At 69.0% G+C, this 15,301-nt stretch carries 17 protein-coding genes and 1 riboswitch; of the genes, 10 read left to right on the forward strand and 7 right to left on the reverse strand.

Going from position 1 to position 15,301, the window contains the following annotated elements; all coding sequences use genetic code 11:
• Positions 1 to 17: 17 nt before the first annotated feature.
• From M5C98_RS10365 to M5C98_RS10375, 3 genes are read right to left on the reverse strand one after another with little or no spacing between them, the layout of a single operon-like run.
• Complete coding sequence (locus M5C98_RS10365) at positions 18 to 872, reverse strand: MinD/ParA family protein (RefSeq protein WP_272552589.1); 855 nt, start codon at positions 870 to 872, stop codon at positions 18 to 20.
• 10 nt (positions 873 to 882) lie between these two features.
• The gene (locus M5C98_RS10370; protein WP_442867255.1) at positions 883 to 1,665 is read right to left on the reverse strand and encodes a GGDEF domain-containing protein; all 783 of its coding nucleotides are present in this window, start codon (positions 1,663 to 1,665) and stop codon (positions 883 to 885) included.
• 54 nt (positions 1,666 to 1,719) lie between these two features.
• Positions 1,720 to 3,411 (reverse strand): SulP family inorganic anion transporter, encoded by a 1,692-nt coding sequence (locus M5C98_RS10375; RefSeq protein WP_442867256.1) that lies wholly within the window; start codon positions 3,409 to 3,411, stop codon positions 1,720 to 1,722.
• Positions 3,412 to 3,543: 132 nt separating this feature from the next.
• Between M5C98_RS10375 and M5C98_RS10380 the strand changes: the two genes are divergently transcribed.
• From M5C98_RS10380 to M5C98_RS10390, 3 genes are all read left to right on the forward strand, one after another.
• On the forward strand, positions 3,544 to 4,005 hold the full coding sequence (locus tag M5C98_RS10380) for a BON domain-containing protein (RefSeq protein WP_272552593.1): 462 nt from the start codon (positions 3,544 to 3,546) through the stop codon (positions 4,003 to 4,005).
• Positions 4,006 to 4,074: 69 nt separating this feature from the next.
• Positions 4,075 to 5,298, forward strand: a complete 1,224-nt coding sequence (locus M5C98_RS10385) for a PLP-dependent transferase (protein WP_442867257.1) — start codon at positions 4,075 to 4,077, stop codon at positions 5,296 to 5,298.
• Between the two features lie 73 nt (positions 5,299 to 5,371).
• Entirely contained in the window at positions 5,372 to 5,548 is a 177-nt protein-coding gene (locus tag M5C98_RS10390) for a hypothetical protein (RefSeq protein ID WP_272552597.1), read from the forward strand.
• A gap of 98 nt (positions 5,549 to 5,646) precedes the next feature.
• Here the strand turns inward: M5C98_RS10390 and M5C98_RS10395 are convergent, their stop codons facing one another.
• Complete coding sequence (locus M5C98_RS10395) at positions 5,647 to 6,306, reverse strand: arylesterase (protein WP_272552600.1); 660 nt, start codon at positions 6,304 to 6,306, stop codon at positions 5,647 to 5,649.
• A 15-nt stretch (positions 6,307 to 6,321) separates the two neighbouring features.
• Between M5C98_RS10395 and M5C98_RS10400 the strand changes: the two genes are divergently transcribed.
• From M5C98_RS10400 to ribB, 4 genes are all read left to right on the forward strand, one after another.
• Complete coding sequence (locus M5C98_RS10400; protein ID WP_272552601.1) at positions 6,322 to 7,017, forward strand: ABC transporter ATP-binding protein; 696 nt, start codon at positions 6,322 to 6,324, stop codon at positions 7,015 to 7,017.
• 113 nt (positions 7,018 to 7,130) lie between these two features.
• Complete coding sequence (gene rlmB, locus M5C98_RS10405) at positions 7,131 to 7,880, forward strand: 23S rRNA (guanosine(2251)-2'-O)-methyltransferase RlmB (RefSeq protein WP_272552603.1); 750 nt, start codon at positions 7,131 to 7,133, stop codon at positions 7,878 to 7,880.
• A 22-nt stretch (positions 7,881 to 7,902) separates the two neighbouring features.
• On the forward strand, positions 7,903 to 8,721 hold the full coding sequence (locus tag M5C98_RS10410) for an SIR2 family NAD-dependent protein deacylase (RefSeq protein WP_272552604.1): 819 nt from the start codon (positions 7,903 to 7,905) through the stop codon (positions 8,719 to 8,721).
• Between the two features lie 3 nt (positions 8,722 to 8,724).
• A riboswitch (FMN riboswitch) is annotated at positions 8,725 to 8,927 on the forward strand.
• Positions 8,928 to 9,033: 106 nt separating this feature from the next.
• Positions 9,034 to 9,792, forward strand: a complete 759-nt coding sequence (gene ribB, locus M5C98_RS10415) for a 3,4-dihydroxy-2-butanone-4-phosphate synthase (protein ID WP_442867258.1) — start codon at positions 9,034 to 9,036, stop codon at positions 9,790 to 9,792.
• 85 nt (positions 9,793 to 9,877) lie between these two features.
• Here the strand turns inward: ribB and M5C98_RS10420 are convergent, their stop codons facing one another.
• The 3 genes from M5C98_RS10420 to M5C98_RS10430 all read right to left on the reverse strand — a co-directional run bounded on the left by M5C98_RS10420 (position 9,878) and on the right by M5C98_RS10430 (position 12,258).
• Entirely contained in the window at positions 9,878 to 10,837 is a 960-nt protein-coding gene (locus tag M5C98_RS10420) for an aldo/keto reductase (protein ID WP_272552605.1), read from the reverse strand.
• 210 nt (positions 10,838 to 11,047) lie between these two features.
• Positions 11,048 to 11,647 carry a chromate transporter gene (locus M5C98_RS10425; RefSeq protein WP_272552606.1) on the reverse strand — a complete coding sequence of 200 codons (600 nt, stop codon included), beginning with the start codon at positions 11,645 to 11,647 and terminating at the stop codon, positions 11,048 to 11,050.
• The gene (locus M5C98_RS10430) at positions 11,644 to 12,258 is read right to left on the reverse strand and encodes a chromate transporter (RefSeq protein WP_272552607.1); all 615 of its coding nucleotides are present in this window, start codon (positions 12,256 to 12,258) and stop codon (positions 11,644 to 11,646) included. Before M5C98_RS10430 ends, M5C98_RS10425 begins: the two co-directional genes overlap by 4 nt.
• 274 nt (positions 12,259 to 12,532) lie before the next feature.
• Here M5C98_RS10430 and xopAJ point away from each other — a divergent pair, with 274 nt between their 5' ends.
• The 3 genes from xopAJ to M5C98_RS10445 all read left to right on the forward strand — a co-directional run bounded on the left by xopAJ (position 12,533) and on the right by M5C98_RS10445 (position 15,284).
• Complete coding sequence (gene xopAJ, locus M5C98_RS10435) at positions 12,533 to 14,068, forward strand: XopAJ/AvrRxo1 family type III secretion system effector zeta toxin (protein ID WP_272552608.1); 1,536 nt, start codon at positions 12,533 to 12,535, stop codon at positions 14,066 to 14,068.
• Between the two features lie 11 nt (positions 14,069 to 14,079).
• Positions 14,080 to 14,376, forward strand: a complete 297-nt coding sequence (locus tag M5C98_RS10440; protein ID WP_272552610.1) for a hypothetical protein — start codon at positions 14,080 to 14,082, stop codon at positions 14,374 to 14,376.
• A 62-nt stretch (positions 14,377 to 14,438) separates the two neighbouring features.
• Positions 14,439 to 15,284, forward strand: coding sequence for a fumarylacetoacetate hydrolase family protein (locus tag M5C98_RS10445; protein WP_272552611.1), 846 nt, complete (start codon positions 14,439 to 14,441; stop codon positions 15,282 to 15,284).
• Positions 15,285 to 15,301 lie beyond the last annotated feature (17 nt).

Here is a 15,301-nt window from a genome sequence, read left to right on the forward strand (position 1 = left end):
GTGGCCCCGGCGTTCGGCTAACTGGCGGGCGTGAGCAGCGCGGTGTCGATCTTGTTGGCCAGCTGGGCAATGGCCAGCGCCGCAGGGCAGCCGGGCATCTGCAGCAGCAGCAACTGGCGGCGCATGACGGCATCGCGCACCGACGTGTCGGCGGGAATGTCGCCCATGTGCAGCAAGCGCATGGAGCGGCCCGATTCGGTGCTCACGAAACGGTCCAGCACCTGCTGCAACTGGCTCGTGATGGCACGGCCATCGCCGGGCCGCGCGGCCTGGTTGACCACCAGGCGCACATGCTGGCGTTTTTGCTGCGTGGCCAGCACCTTGATGGCGGCGTATGCGTCGGTGAGGGAGGTGGGCTCGGGCGTGGCGACGATCAGCACCTCGGACGCGAGCGACACCGAGAACAGCACCACATCGGAAATGCCGGCGCCGGTGTCCAGCAGGATCACGTCGAAGCGCGGCGCGAGCGTCTGGATCACGTTCAGGAATTCGCTGCGAACCTCGGGCGTGAGGCGCGAATATTCGACCATGCCCGAGCCGGCAAGCACGACCGAAAAGCCACCGGGGGCGTCGATCACGGCGTCGTCCAGATCGGCCTTGCCGGTGAACACGTCATGCAGCGTGACCTTGGGGTGCAGGTTGAGCACCACGTCCAGGTTGGCCAGGCCCAGGTCGGCGTCAAGCACGAGCACGCGGTGGCCGCGGCGGGTGAGGGCGGCCGCCAGGTTGGCGGAAACGAAAGTCTTGCCCACGCCGCCCTTGCCGCTCGTGATGGCGATGATGCGGGCGCCGGGCGGCGTCGGGCCGCCGGGGCGCGCGGGCATGTTCGGGCCTGCGGGGGTGGTGGGTTGGGGGGACAGCGCGTCGGTCATCTCTGGGCTTTCAATAGGCGCTGCCTGTGGAATCCATGGGCGGTGGCAGATCGCCCCATCCCGACGGAGTGTATAGCGGGCCGAAGAGCAGGCTCTTCTCTTCGGCACTCACGGTGCTGTCCGGTTGTTCTTCGATGCTGACACGGTTGCGGCCGGCCATCTTGGCTTTGTAGAGCTGGCTGTCGGCGCGCTCGCTCCACAGCAGCGTCGTGCTGCGAATCCACTGCAGGGCAAAAGCGCCGCCGATGCTGACGGTGACGCTGAGCTCGACCGAGGGCGAGATGCGCACCGGCGTGCGCTCGATCGCGCGGCGGATGCGTTCGGCCACCACGCGGCCGAAGCCTGCCTGGCAGGCCGGCAGCACCACGGCGAACTCTTCGCCGCCGTACCGCGCCAGGGTGTCCATGGGGCGCACGCAGCCGTTCAGGGTGCGCGCCACCGACTGCAGCACGATGTCCCCGGCCAGATGGCCGTAGGTATCGTTCACCCGCTTGAAATTGTCAATGTCGAGCATGAGCAGCAGCGCCGCCTCGCCAGCGCGGGTGACACGGTCGATCTCGCGCTCCAGCACCGTGCGGAAGTGGCGCCGGTTGGCCAGCCCGGTGAGGGGGTCCTTGAGCGACAGCTCGCACAGGCCGTCGATCAAGCCCTGCAAATAATGCAGTGGCGTGTCGGAGGGCAAAGCCGCTTCGGAGCCCGCGGCCTGCGCAACCAACGCATGCGCAGTCGTCAGGCGCAGGTCGCGCAGGTTCACGAATTGAGGGGTCGCAGATTCAGTCACAAAATGCAACAAACAGTATGTACCGAGTGTAGCAGCGGGGTCGGGCTTTGGCCTTGCGATCCTGGCTCATTCCGTTAATTGTTGCAACACGGCCAGCGCCTGGGTGTCGGTGCGGTAGAGCGCGAGACCCGGCCCCGCTTCCAGAAGCCCCGCGCGGCGCAGCACCTGCTCCACCGGCAGCTTGATGCCGCTCACATGCAGTTGCCCGCCGCGCGAGGCCGCCAGCGTGCGCAGACGGCCGAAGGTTTCCACGCCGGTCACGTCGATGCGGTTGATGGGCTGGGCGAACAGGCACAGGTGGCGGATCTGGGGGTGGGCCGCCCAGTGTTCGGCGATGCGGCGCTCCAGGGCCGCGGCAGAGGCGAAGTCCAGCTCGGCATCCATCCGCAAGGCGAACAGCCCCGGCGCGATGGGCGGCAAAAGCCACAGGTGGCGGTCGCGCAGGCTGCCGTCCGGGTGCGGGGCCACCTCGATGATGCGCGGGTGCAGGCGCTGATAGAGGAAGTGGCCGAGGTTCAGCACCAGTCCCACCAGCACGCCCCAATACATGCGCGGCGCGGTCGCCAGCGTCAGCGCGAACGTCACGCCCCCGATGACCGCCTCGACCCGCGACAGGCGCCACAGCCGCAGCAGCGTGCCGGGCTTGATCAGGCTGGTCACCGCCGTGACCACCACCGCCGCCAGCACCGAATGCGGCACGTGGTAAAGCGCCGGGGTGAGCCACAGCAGCACTGCCAGCACCAGCGCCAGGGCGAACAGGGTGGCCCAGCCGCTCTTGGCGCCGGCATAGAGGTTGATGGCCGAGCGCGAGAACGACGCGCTGGTGGCAAAGCTGCCGCACAGCCCGGAACTCATCTTGGCCAGGCCGTGTGCGATCAGGTCCTGGTTCTCGTTCCAGCGCGTGCCGCCTTGCTGGTGCTCGACCTTCGCGCTGGATGCGGTTTCCAGAAAGCTCACCAGCGTGACGACCAGCACCGGCAGCACCAGCGCGCCGAACTCGTTCCACGACAGCCAGCCCGGCCAATACGGTGCGGGCAACCCGGCAGGCAGATGGCCCACCACGGCACCGTCGCGGTCGGCATAGCCGATCGCCCAACTGGCCAGCGCCGCCAGCCCGACGATCACGATGGCCGCAGGAAACGTCGCGCGCCAGCGCCGCGCTGCCACCAGCAGCGCCAGGCTGCCCAGGCCGAAAGCCGCCGCCGTGAGGTCGAAATGGTGCAGCGACGGCGACACGGCCAGCGCGTTCCAGGTGGTGCGCAGACCCACCAGATCCGGCAGTTGCGAGGCGAGGATGAGCAGGGCCGCCGCCTGGGTGAAACCATTGAGCACGGGCGATGTGACCAGGTTGAGCAGCCAGCCGAACCGCACCACGCCCAGCATCATCTGCAGCAGGCCCGACAGCAGCGCCATCCACGCGGCCAGTGCCACCCAGTGCGCGCTGCCGGGCTCTGCCAGGCCCGTGAGCGAGGCCCCGATCAGCAGGCTGGTGAGTGCGGTGGGCCCCACGCCCAGGCGGGTGGACGAACTCCACAGCACCGCGATCAGCGCCGGCACCAGCGAGGCATAGATGCCCGTGATCACCGGCATGCCCGCCAGCGCCGCATAGGCCACCCCTTGCGGCACCAGCATCAGGCCGACCGTCATGCCGGCCCAGAACTCTCCCCGCATCAGGTGGCGGTCTGGCCTCGGCCAGGCCAGGAAAGGAAACCATCGGTAGAGAGACTGCACGCGCATCCGTCGATTGTCGCGCGGCATGGGGGAGCTGGCGGCGTTCTCGCGCCCGTCTTGTCCTACGCCAGCTTCGGCGGCGCTCCCACTGGGGGGCGCGCAGCCCAAACTTAAAGTGCCATCCAATCCCCCACCTTTCCTTGCACGGAGGCCAACGCCATGAGCAAAACCCATTCTCCTTCCATCCCGTCCACCCGCCTCGTGACCATTTTGTCGGCCGCCTTGCTGGCGTTCGGGCTGGCTGCCTGCGACAAGGCCGATGACCGCACGGTGGGCCAGCAGATCGATTCCGCCGTCGCCAAGAGCGGCCAGGTAGCCTCCGATGCCCAGCGCAAGATGGAGACGGCCGCCAACGAAGCCGGCGACGCCACGCGCCAGGCCGCCGAGCGCGCTGCTGCGGTGATGGACGATGCCGGCATCACTGCCAAGGTTTCCGCCGGTCTGGCCCAGGACGCGGAACTGAGCGCGGTCAAGATCGATGTGGACACCCGCAACGGCATCGTCACGCTGAACGGCCCCGTCAAATCCAAGCAGGCCAGCGAGCGTGCCACCACCATCGCCCAGGGTGTGCAGGGCGTGAACTCGGTGGTGAACCAGCTCACCGTCTCCAGCGCCGGCTGATCCCGGGCCGCCACGGCGCCGTCCGGCACGCTCTCGAAGCAGGGCAAGCCGGGCGCTACCATGGCGCCCATGACTTCTTCTGCCGACCTCGTCACCCGAATCGTCCACCACGACTACACGCCGCCTGCGGGCTTCGCCGCGCCGCAGCCTGCGGTGTACAAAGCCTCCACGGTGATCTTCCCCAACGTGGCCGCCATGCGCGCCCGGGAGTGGAAGGACAAGACCAGCTACACCTACGGCCTGCACGGCACGCCCACCACCTATCAGCTCGAAGAGCGCCTGTGCGAGCTGGAGGGCGGACAGCAGTGCCTGCTCGTGCCCAGTGGCCTGGCAGCCATCGCCAATGTGTCGCTGGCCCTGCTGCGCACCGGCGACGAGGTACTCATTCCCGACAACGCCTACGGGCCGAACAAGGCGCTGGCCGAGGTGGAACTCGCTCACTACGGCATCCGCCATGTCCTCTACGACCCGATGGACCCTGCCGACCTGGCCGCCCGGATCACGCCCGCCACGCGCCTCGTGTGGCTGGAGGCGCCTGGCTCGGTCACGATGGAATTCCCCGACCTGGTTGCGCAGGTGCGCATCTGCCGCGAGCGGGGCGTGATCTGCGCCCTGGACAACACCTGGGGCGCGGGCCTCGCGTTCGCGCCCTTCGATCTGCTGGGCGATGGGCAAACGGGCGTGGATGTGTCGGTGCATGCCCTGACCAAATACCCCAGCGGCGGCGGCGACGTACTCATGGGCAGCATCGTGACGCGCGACCAGGCACTGCACCTGCGCATGAAGCTGTGCCACATGCGCCTGGGCCTGGGCGTGGGCGCGAACGATGTCGAATCCGTGCTGCGTTCGCTGCCGAGCATCGGCCTGCGCTACCGCGCCCATGACGTGGCGGCGCGCTCGCTGGCCCGGTGGATGGAGGATCAGCCTGCGGTCGCGCAGGTGCTGCACCCGGCGCTGGCCGCATCGCCCGGACATGCGCAGTGGCGCGCGCTGTGCGCGGCGGATGGCGGGGAGGGCGCAGCGGCGGGCCTTTTCAGCGTGGTGATCGACCAACGCTATTCGCAAGCGCAGGTGGACGCGTTCTGCGACCGGCTGCAATATTTCAAGCTCGGCTACAGCTGGGGTGGGCCGATGAGCCTCGTGGTGCCTTATGAACTGGCGACCATGCGCAGCCGCCCGACGCCGCAGCTCGTGCCCGGCACGGTGGTCCGTTTCTCGATCGGGTTGGAAGCCGAGGCCGATCTGCGCCGCGATCTGGCGCAGGCCCTGGCGCATGCCTTTCCGTCACCCTGACGGCCTACCGGGAGACCGTGGGCCTTGAGGGCATGCTGTTACATTGACCGCTTCAATTCAGGAAGGTACTACCTTGGCAACACCCAACTACGGATACGAAAAGCGCCAGCGCGAGCTCGCCAAGAAGAAGAAAAAAGAAGAAAAGGCGCAAGCCAAGTCCCATCGCAAGGACGACCCGCGGGAAGGCCCCGGACAGGACGACGGCCAGCCGAGCGCGCCGCCGGCCGACGGCAACGCCCCTGCGGCCTGACCCATCCACGGCCTGCCTCGGTCGCACTGCACACATTCAGTGGAGCCAGGCGACCATGCAGGCCTGACGGAAACGCAAGTCCGTCGCTGCGCTGCCTGTCAGCGCAGCAGCTTGCGCAGCTCGGGCCACACGTTGGCCAGCATGGCCGGGTGGGCTTCGGCCTTGGGATGGATTCGGTCGGACTGGAACAAGGCGGTCGGGTCGGCCACATCGGCCACGCCCTTGAGCAGGAACGGCACCAGCGCCGACTGCGTGTCCTTGGCCACGCTGGCGAACGTGCCGGCAAAACGTTTCGCGTAATCGGTGCCGTAGTTGGGCGGCACCTGCATCCCCACGATGAGCACCTTGGCACCCGACTGCCTGGCCGCCTGGGCCATGGCCTTCAGGTTGTCGGCCGTGTTCTGCAGCGGCAGCCCACGCAACGCGTCGTTGCCCCCCAGCTCGATCACGACATGGCTGGGCCGGTGCTGCTTCAGCAGGGCGGGCAGGCGGGAGCGGCCCCCCGAGGTGGTGTCGCCGCTCACACTGGCGTTCACGACCGTGGCATCGATCTTTTCCTCGGCCAGTTGTTTTTCCAGCAGCGCCACCCACCCTGTGCCGCGGGCCAGCCCGTACTCGGCGCTCAGCGAATCGCCCACCACCAGGATGACCGGCTTGGCCCCCGCAGCGGCCAACGCTGCGGGGGTGCAAAGCCCCGCGGCCGCGCCGGCCGCCAGGGCCGCGATAAAGTCACGCCGGTACAACAGATTTCGATTCACAGCAAAGCACCTTTCATGTCGGAAACTCCTTCCTTGCCCTCTCACCCCATCATCGCCGTGGAGCACGTGCACAAGTCGGTGACGGACTCGACCGGCACCCTCGACATTCTGCGGGATATCGATTTCCGGCTGGCCGCGAGGGAAACCGCGGCCATCGTGGGCGCCTCGGGCTCGGGCAAGAGCACGCTGCTGTCGATCATCGCGGGGCTCGACACGCCCACCCGCGGCACCGTGCGCCTGGATGGGCAGGACCTGTTCGCCATCGACGAAGACGCCCGGGCCGCGCTGCGCGCGCAGAAGGTGGGCTTCGTGTTCCAGAGCTTTCAGCTCATGGGCAACCTGACCGCGCTGGAAAACGTCATGCTCCCGCTGGAGCTGGCCGACCGCCGCGACGCGCGCAAGCTGGCGGCCGACATGCTGGGGCGCGTGGGGCTGGGGCAGCGCCTGTCGCACTACCCCAAGGTGCTGTCGGGCGGCGAGCAGCAGCGCGTGGCGCTGGCGCGCGCCTTCGTGGTCGAGCCCGCCGTGCTGCTGGCCGACGAGCCCACCGGCAGCCTGGACTTCGCCACGGGCGAGACCATCATGCGGCTGATGTTCGAGCTGAACCGCGAGCAGGGCACCACGCTCGTGCTTGTCACGCACGACCGGGGCATCGCCGCGCAGTGCGAGCGGCGCATCACCATCGACGCAGGGCGCGTGTCCGAGGCCTGAGGTTTTCGGGGGTTTTTGGGTCTTTTATGCCTCGTGCCGGGGTATTGCATGCCTTGTGTGCTATCAAATGAATAGCAATCGGGCGACCGGCCCGTGGCGCGGATAATCGCCGCATGTCCAGCCCCAAAGTCCTCTTCGGCTTCCACGCCGTGGGCGTGCGCCTGAAGACCGCGCCGCAATCCATCATCGAGATCTACTACGAGGCCACGCGGCGCGATGCCCGCATGCGCCAGTTCCTCGACCGCGCCAACGCCGCCGGCGCGCGCCTCATCGAAGCCGACAGCGCGCGCATCGCCAAGCTGGCAGGCAGCCAGGGCCATCAGGGCGTGGCGGCGCGGGTGGAGCCGGTGGCCCTGGCCACCTCGCTCGACGAACTGCTCGAAGACCTGGAAGCCTCCGGTGTCGCCCAGCCCCTGCTGCTGGTGCTGGACGGCGTGACCGATCCGCACAACCTGGGCGCCTGCCTGCGCGTGGCCGACGGTGCCGGCGCCCAGGCCGTGATCGCGCCCAAGGACCACGCGGTGGGCCTGAACGCCACCGTGGCCAAGGTGGCCAGCGGCGCCGCCGAGACGGTGCCTTACTTCATGGTGACCAACCTTGCGCGCACCCTGAACGAACTCAAGGAACGCAACATCTGGTGCATCGGCACCAGCGACGATGCGCCCAAGACCATCTACCAGGTGGATTTGAAGGGCCCCGTGGCCCTGGTGCTGGGCGCGGAAGGCGACGGCATGCGCCAGCTCACCCGCAAGACCTGTGACGAGCTGGTTTCCATCCCCATGAAGGGCGCGGTGGAAAGCCTGAACGTGTCGGTGGCCAGCGGCGTGTGCCTGTACGAAGCGCTGCGCCAGCGCACCGTTTAAACCATAAAGCCCGGCTCCCCGCATGCCGCGCGCGCCGCAACCTGCCCCTCAAGGTGATCGGCACGGCACCGGCGATCTGCACGCCGCCATCGCCTGGGTGGCCGTCGCGCAGCGCATCGCCGTGCTGACCGGCGCGGGAGTGAGTGCCGAGTCCGGCGTGCCCACTTTCCGCGATGCGCAGACCGGCCTGTGGGCGAAGGTCCGCCCCGAGGACATGGCCAGCGAGCCCGGCTTTCGGGCCGATCCCGCCGGTGTCTGGGCGTGGTACGAACACCGCCGCGCGCTGCTGCAGGGCGTGCAGCCCAATGCCGGACACCGGGCGCTGGCGGACTTCGCCCGGCGCCATCCCGGCCGCCTCACGCTCATCACGCAGAACGTGGACGGCCTGCACCAGCTGGCGGGCAGCGAAGGCGTGCTGTGCCTGCACGGCGAGCTGCACGCCAACCGCTGGCTGGACGAGCCGCGCGGCTGCTGCGACCTGGCCCGGGCAGAGGCCGGCGCACCGCCGCGCTGCGCCACCTGCGGCAACCTCGTGCGCCCGGCCGTGGTGTGGTTCGGCGAGTCATTGCCGCTCGACATCCTCGGCCAGGCGGAAGAGGCGGTCAGCGCCTGCGACCTGATGCTGGTGGTGGGCACCGCAGGCGCGGTCTATCCCGCTGCCGGCCTGGCCCACATGGCCCGTCGCATCGGGGCGCGCGTGGTCATCGTCAACCCTGCACCGAGCGAACTCGACGCAACGGCCCATGCGGTGCTGCGAGGCCCGTCGGCCGAACTCTTGCCCCTGCTGCTGGGCCGGGATCGGCCCGCTGGCGACACGCCACCGGCGGCTGCGCCGCGATAATCGCCCGGTCTTCAGGGCGGGGTGGAATTCCCCACCGGCGGTAGGCGGTGCGGGAGGTCTCCCCGCGCTGCGAGCCCGCGAGCGCTCCGCTGGTCCTTCGGGCCCGGCGCAGGTCAGCAGACCCAGTGCGATGCGGCGAAAGGAACCGATTCCGAGCCCGTCCAGTCTGGGGCCGACGGTCACAGTCCGGATGAAAGAAGATGGGTCGCGCAGCCATGCGCGCCCTGGTGCCTGCGCGCGTCCGTTGCTTCGGCCGCGTGCGGGTGCTTCTTGCATGCCTTGAGGCGTTTCCTCACCTTTCAGGAGCGTTTCATGAACACCGCTGTTTCCGTTTTTTCTTCCCCTTCCCCTTCCGCTCCCTCGCCCGTTCCCGTCGATCACGGCGTGCGGACGGCGCCCATGGCAGACGTCATCGCCGCCATCGCGTCCGGCCGTCCCGTGCTGGTCATGGACGACGCCGACCGCGAGAACGAGGCCGACCTGATCTGCGCGGCCGACAACCTGACCGAGGCCACCATGGCCCTGATGATCCGCGAGGGCAGCGGCATCGTCTGCCTGTGCCTCACGCCCGGGCATGCGGGCGCCCTGGGCCTGCGGCCGATGGTGGAGGTCAACCGTTCATCGTTCGCCACCGCCTTCACCCAGTCCATCGAGGCGGCGCACGGCGTGAGCACGGGCGTGTCAGCGGCCGACCGGGTGCAGACCATCCGCTGCGCGTTGCAGGTGCCGGCGGCGGGCGAGGCGCTGCAGATCGTCAGCCCTGGCCACGTGTTTCCGCTGGTGGCGCGCCCGGGCGGCGTGCTGGAGCGCACGGGCCACACCGAGTCGGCCGTGGACCTGGCCCGCCTGGCCGGCCGGGCGCCCGCCGGCGTGCTGTGCGAATTGATGAATCCCGACGGCAGCATGGCCCGTGGCGCCGATGTGGCGCGGTTCGCCGAACTGCATGGCCTGCTGTGCACCACGGTGCAGGCGCTGGTGGCGCATCGTCAGGGGTTGGCGGCGAGGGCCGTGGAAAGCGGGCGGGCCTTCGGTCATGCCACCGCCACCGAGGCCATCAGCGAACCTGCCTGACGGTGAAGGCACGGCCAGCAGCCATGCGGCCATGATGGCTGGCCGCTGCAGGCGCGCACCCGGCGCCCCGCAGCGGCGCGGGGCATCAGACCGTCTCGGCGCTGGCCTGGCTCAGCGATTCGAGCGCATCGGCATCCAGCTTCAAGCTGGCGGCCTGCACCAGTTCCTGCAGTTGCTCCAGCGACGATGCACTGGCGATGGGCGCGGTGATGCCGGGCTGCGCCATCTGCCATGCGATCGCCACCTGGCCGGGGGTGACTTCGTAGCGCCTGGCCACCTGGTCGAGTTCAGCCAGGATGCGCAGGCCCCGGTCGTTCAGATAGGTCTGCACCACCTTGGCGCCGCGCGGGCTCTTGTCCACGTCCGTTGCGCTGCGGTACTTGCCGGTCAGGAAGCCTGCGGCCAGCGCATAGAAGTTGATCACGCCCACTCCCTTTTCCAGGCACAGCGGGCGCAGCTCTTTCTCGAACACGTCGCGGTCGTACAGGTTGTACAGCGGCTGCAGGCTTTCGTAGCGGGGCAGGCCCAGGCGCTCGCTGGTGGACAGGGCCTCTGCCAGGCGCTGCGCGGAGTGGTTGGAGGCGCCGATTGCGCGCACCTTGCCCTCGCGGATCAGGTCGGCATAGATGCCCAGGGTCTCCTCCAGCGGGGTGCCGGCATCGTCGTCGTGCGACTGGTACAGGTCGATCACATCGGTGTGCAGGCGGCGCAGCGAGTCGTCCACCGCGCGGCGGATGTAGTCGCCGCCCAGGCCCACCTTGCCATGGCCCATGTCCTTGCCGACCTTGGTGGCCAGCACGATGCGGTCGCGCTTGCCGCTGCGCTTGAGCCACTGGCCGATCATGGCCTCGGACTCGCCGCCCATGTGCCCCGGCGCCCAGCGCGAGTACACATCCGCCGTGTCGATGAAATTGAAGCCCGCGTCCACCCAGGCATCGAGCAGCGAAAACGTGGTGGGCTCGTCCACCGTCCAGCCGAACACGTTGCCGCCGAAGCACAGCGGCGAAACCTGCAGGCCCGAACGGCCGAGGGGGCGAAATTGCATGGGGACTCCTTGGATTGCGGAAAGGGACAGGCCCGACGAAAGCGGGGCCGCGAAGAACGGACGGCGCTGCTGCCGGCCGGGGCCGGCCACCGCCCGCGGCGGATGCGCCAGGGCCATTGTCATGACCGATGCCGCTCGGCGCGGTAAGACAGCCGCTCAACCTGCAAGCCCGGATCGACTGAGCCCTGCGCCGAAGGAACGGCGCCGCGCTCACACCACGCCCAGCGCCCCCAGCAATGCACCGGCCGCCAGCAGCCACAGCAGGTAGATGCGGGTGTGCCACACCACCAGCGCGCACGCGCCGCTCAGCACCCACAGGCGATGATCGGTGCCCGCGCCGTGGTGCGCGCTGCCCAGCAGCCAGGCCGTGGCCAGCAGCAAGCCGATCACCACCGGCGCCAGGCCCTGCTTGAACGCACGCACGCTGCGCCGGTGCCGGTTGCGGTGGCCCCAGCGTGTGGCCAGCCAGGTCAGCACGGTGCTGGGCAGCATGATGCCGATCAGGCTGAGCGCCATGCCCAGTGTGGCCGCCACCCAGCCGGCCGCGCCCGGCCCGCCGGCGTTCAGGCCCACGTTCCAGCCCAGCAGGCCGACGAAGAGCACGTTCGGCCCCGGCGCGGCCTGGGCGATGGCGATCGAGGCGTTGAATTGCAGGTCGGTGATCCAGCCCTGGCGCTCCACCAGGAAACGGTGCATGTCGGGCGCGGCGGCAATGGCGCCGCCCACGGCCAGCAGCGAGATCGACAGGTAGTAAAGGAACAGGTTCAGCCAATCCACCGGCTGCAGGGCAAGGGGGGTGGCCGGCGTCATGGAGCGATCTTTCGCCAGGTGATCACGCACGCCGCACCGCCCACCAGGGGCAGCACCCAGGCCAGCGGCCAGCGCAGCAGCGCCATGGTGCCGAAGGTCGCAGCCACGAAGGCCCAGCCGGCCACCGGGCCCAGCGGGTGCGTGCGCAGCGCCCCGGACATCCGCAGCGCCACGCCCGCCACGAGGCCCGCCGCCACCGCGCCCATACCGCGCAAGGCGCCGCTCACGGCGGCATGTCCCGAAAACCGGGCATAGACCACGGCCAGCGCCAACACCAGCAGCAGGGGAAACAGCAGCATGCCCGCCAGCGCCACCAGCGCGCCACGCAGTCCGAAATAGCGGTCGCCGACCACCACGGCGAGGTTGACCACGTTCGGCCCCGGCAGGATCTGCGCCACGGCCCAATCTTCCAGGAACTCCTCGTTGGTGAGCCACCCCTTGCGGTCCACCAGCTCGCGCTGCACCACGGCCAGTACGCCGCCGAAACCCTGCAGCGCCAGCAGCGTGAACGACCAGAACAGGTCGGCCAGATGGGCCGGGCGGGGGCGGGCCGCCTCCGCAGGCGGCAGCGCGGCGGCGAGGGCAGGGGGCGGCGTGGATGAACGGGGCATGGCGGATTCGGGGCAGAAAGAGGAGCGGCGGGCCGGCCGGTGATTCCGGCCGATATTACGGCTGGCGGCGATCGGGCTCTGGCTGGGTGGGCAGGCGTCCGGTCTCCCCGCATGGCACCCTTCGTCCATTCCTCCCGCCCGGGGAAGCCAGCAGCGGTTCGCAAAACACGCTCGATGTTCGTGCATCGGAGGTCATCGTCGAGTGCGTGCCGGTAACTTTGCCGGCCATATGATTTATCGCATTGCCGCTCGGGCGGGCCTGTCACGGCAGCACATGTCCAAGCCGCAACCGGGCGCTTCGCTGCCGGCAAGCGCTGCGCCGAAATGGCCAGGCAGCGCCCCTGCGTTGAAGGCCGCCCCGCACAGCACAGGCCGCGCAACCATGTCGCCGGTTCGATCGGGCAGTGCGGCGATGCGGAGCCTGTCCGCCAGACTGACGACGCATTGCGCCTTCCCCGGCACGTACGCCAACGGTTCCGTCGAGATGTTCGCGGTCGGCACCCTCCCGCCCGTCGGGCCCGGGCGATGGACATTCCTGGCCGATCCTGCGAACTGGCGCCCGGAACGCCGGCAACTGCACAAAGAACTGGTCGAAGGTGCTCTTCACCAGGCCGCTGTCTTTGCGGAATCCATCGAGCGATCCGGCCGCGAGCCGACGCTGTTCGCCTTGCGGGGCAACACGGCTGCCGGGAAGACCCGGATGGCCCGGTCGGCCATGCCTTTCCTGGCCGAGGCGATGAAGGAGAGCGGTGGGGGCAGCATCAATCCGGACGCGTTCAAGCGGCGGCTCGGGAAAGCACCCGGCCAGCCCTTGCTGACGTCCGCCAATGTGCACGCGGAGGCCTGCGTGCTGGCCGACCGGCTGGAACGCAAGGTCGCCCAACTGAGAACGGAGAGCGGAAAGCCGGCCAGCCTGCTGGTCGATAAACGGCTGGGCGGCGCGCACGAAGTCGCCAGCTACATCGCACTGTCCGAAGACACCGGCCGCAAGGTCGAGATGTACGACATCGACACCCCGCTGGAGCGTTCGCTGCTCGGTGTCCTGCAACGCAAGCCCGACGGGGACGATCCGCGCCCGCCCTATGCCGCCGTCGTCGCAGGCTACTCCGCCATTCGCGACCATCGCCTCGAGATCATCGACCAGTTCCTGGCGAAGCCGCAGATCGGCACCTACCACCTGATGGGCACGTTGGCGACGGGCGAGAAGGCGCCTGTCGCGACCATCGTGAACGGTGACCTGACCATAACGGAGAGCGGAAAGCCGGCCAGCCTGCTGGTCGATAAACGGCTGGGCGGCGCGCACGAAGTCGCCAGCTACATCGCACTGTCCGAAGACACCGGCCGCAAGGTCGAGATGTACGACATCGACACCCCGCTGGAGCGTTCGCTGCTCGGTGTCCTGCAACGCAAGCCCGACGGGGACGATCCGCGCCCGCCCTATGCCGCCGTCGTCGCAGGCTACTCCGCCATTCGCGACCATCGCCTCGAGATCATCGACCAGTTCCTGGCGAAGCCGCAGATCGGCACCTACCACCTGATGGGCACGTTGGCGACGGGCGAGAAGGCGCCTGTCGCGACCATCGTGAACGGTGACCTGACCATTCACGACGCGGAAAAATACACCGAGATCATGGCGCTCGCCGACTTGCCCGCCAGCGACATCGGCGAACAGGTGATCGGCGACGAGACGATCAGGCAGTTGACGCAAGCCATGCCCCCCGACATCGCCGCGAACGCTTGCGAAGCCTTGCAGAAATATGCCGGCATGTCGTGGTCCCAGGCGCTGGGAACCCACTGCACGCTGAAGTGACAGGACCGAAGATGACCCAACTCCAAGGCGAGGCCGCCCTGGCTTTTCATCGGCAGCTCAAGGACCGCGCGCAGCAGCAGCGAGCGGCGCGGCTGCAGGCCGCCCAGGCGCAAGCCGCAGCGAGCGGCAAGGAGGCCTTCGACCTCGAGAAGCTGCAGACGCTTTACGATACGGCGCAGCGCGGCCGCTGGACCGATCTCGCGCAACAGGCGGTGGCTTACGAGTACCTGTACTACGTGGAGTACCCGCAGGTTCCCGATCTGCAGGCGTTCGCCCGCCGCCTGGAAGAGATCGACTATTGGTCGTGACGCGTCGGACGGGCCTCGCCGCCTGCATCCGATCCTGAAATCTTCCGCCGGTAGGAGACACCTTGAAACTGATCCGATATGGCCAGCCGGGCGCGGAGCGCGCCGGGCTCGTCGATGCGCAAGGCATTGTCAGGGACCTGTCCATGCTGCTGCCCGACATCGGCCCTGCCCAGCTGTCGCCCCGCACGCTGGCCGCCCTCGCGGCGCTGGACACTTCGCGGCTGCCCGTGGTGCCCGGCACGGAACGCCTGGGCTGCCCCGTGGGCGGCGTGGGCAAGATCGTCTGCGTGGGTCTCAACTACGCCGACCATGCGGCCGAGGCGGGCCTGGCTGCACCGGCCGAACCCGTGCTGTTCATGAAGGCCACCACCGCGCTGAGCGGGCCGGCCGACCCCGTGCGCATTCCGCCCGGCGCGCAAAAGGCCGACTGGGAGGTGGAGCTGGGCATCGTGATCGGTACGCGCGCGCAGCATGTGGCCGAAGATGCGGCGCTGCAGCATGTGGCGGGCTACGTGCTGGCCAACGATGTGTCCGAGCGCAGCTACCAGATGGAGCGCGGCGGTCAGTGGGACAAGGGCAAGGCCTACGACACCTTCGCGCCCATCGGCCCGTGGCTGGTGACGGCCGACGAGGTGCCCGACCCGCACGCCATCGGCCTGTGGCTGGAGGTGAACGGCGAGCGCATGCAGGACGGGAACACGCGCAACTTCATCTTCGGGGTGCCCCGGGTGCTGTCGTACATCAGCCAGTTCATGACGCTGGAGCCGGGCGACATCGTGCTCACCGGCACGCCGGCCGGCGTGGGGCTGGGCAAGAAGCCCGCGCCGCGCTTTCTGCGGCCGGGCGACGTGATGCGCCTGGGGGCCAGCGGCCTGGGCGAGCAGCGCCTGGTGTGCGAGGGCGGCTGAGCCGCACCGTGAGGAGC

Source organism: Acidovorax sp. NCPPB 3576 (assembly GCF_028473605.1).
Taxonomy (GTDB): Bacteria; Pseudomonadota; Gammaproteobacteria; order Burkholderiales; family Burkholderiaceae_C; genus Paracidovorax.

Bases quoted from the DNA above. Each gene is read 5' to 3' on its own strand.
- M5C98_RS10375 (WP_442867256.1), bottom strand. From the start codon at position 3,411: ATGCCGCGCGACAATCGACGGATGCGCGTGCAGTCTCTCTACCGATGG.
- M5C98_RS10385 (WP_442867257.1), top strand. From the start codon at position 4,075: ATGACTTCTTCTGCCGACCTCGTCACCCGAATCGTCCACCACGACTAC.
- M5C98_RS10430 (WP_272552607.1), bottom strand. From the start codon at position 12,258: ATGCCCCGTTCATCCACGCCGCCCCCTGCCCTCGCCGCCGCGCTGCCG.
- M5C98_RS10410 (WP_272552604.1), top strand. From the start codon at position 7,903: ATGCCGCGCGCGCCGCAACCTGCCCCTCAAGGTGATCGGCACGGCACC.
- xopAJ (WP_272552608.1), top strand. From the start codon at position 12,533: ATGTCCAAGCCGCAACCGGGCGCTTCGCTGCCGGCAAGCGCTGCGCCG.
- M5C98_RS10365 (WP_272552589.1), bottom strand. From the start codon at position 872: ATGACCGACGCGCTGTCCCCCCAACCCACCACCCCCGCAGGCCCGAAC.
- rlmB (WP_272552603.1), top strand. From the start codon at position 7,131: ATGTCCAGCCCCAAAGTCCTCTTCGGCTTCCACGCCGTGGGCGTGCGC.
- M5C98_RS10380 (WP_272552593.1), top strand. From the start codon at position 3,544: ATGAGCAAAACCCATTCTCCTTCCATCCCGTCCACCCGCCTCGTGACC.
- M5C98_RS10400 (WP_272552601.1), top strand. From the start codon at position 6,322: ATGTCGGAAACTCCTTCCTTGCCCTCTCACCCCATCATCGCCGTGGAG.
- M5C98_RS10425 (WP_272552606.1), bottom strand. From the start codon at position 11,647: ATGACGCCGGCCACCCCCCTTGCCCTGCAGCCGGTGGATTGGCTGAAC.
- M5C98_RS10420 (WP_272552605.1), bottom strand. From the start codon at position 10,837: ATGCAATTTCGCCCCCTCGGCCGTTCGGGCCTGCAGGTTTCGCCGCTG.
- M5C98_RS10440 (WP_272552610.1), top strand. From the start codon at position 14,080: ATGACCCAACTCCAAGGCGAGGCCGCCCTGGCTTTTCATCGGCAGCTC.
- ribB (WP_442867258.1), top strand. From the start codon at position 9,034: ATGAACACCGCTGTTTCCGTTTTTTCTTCCCCTTCCCCTTCCGCTCCC.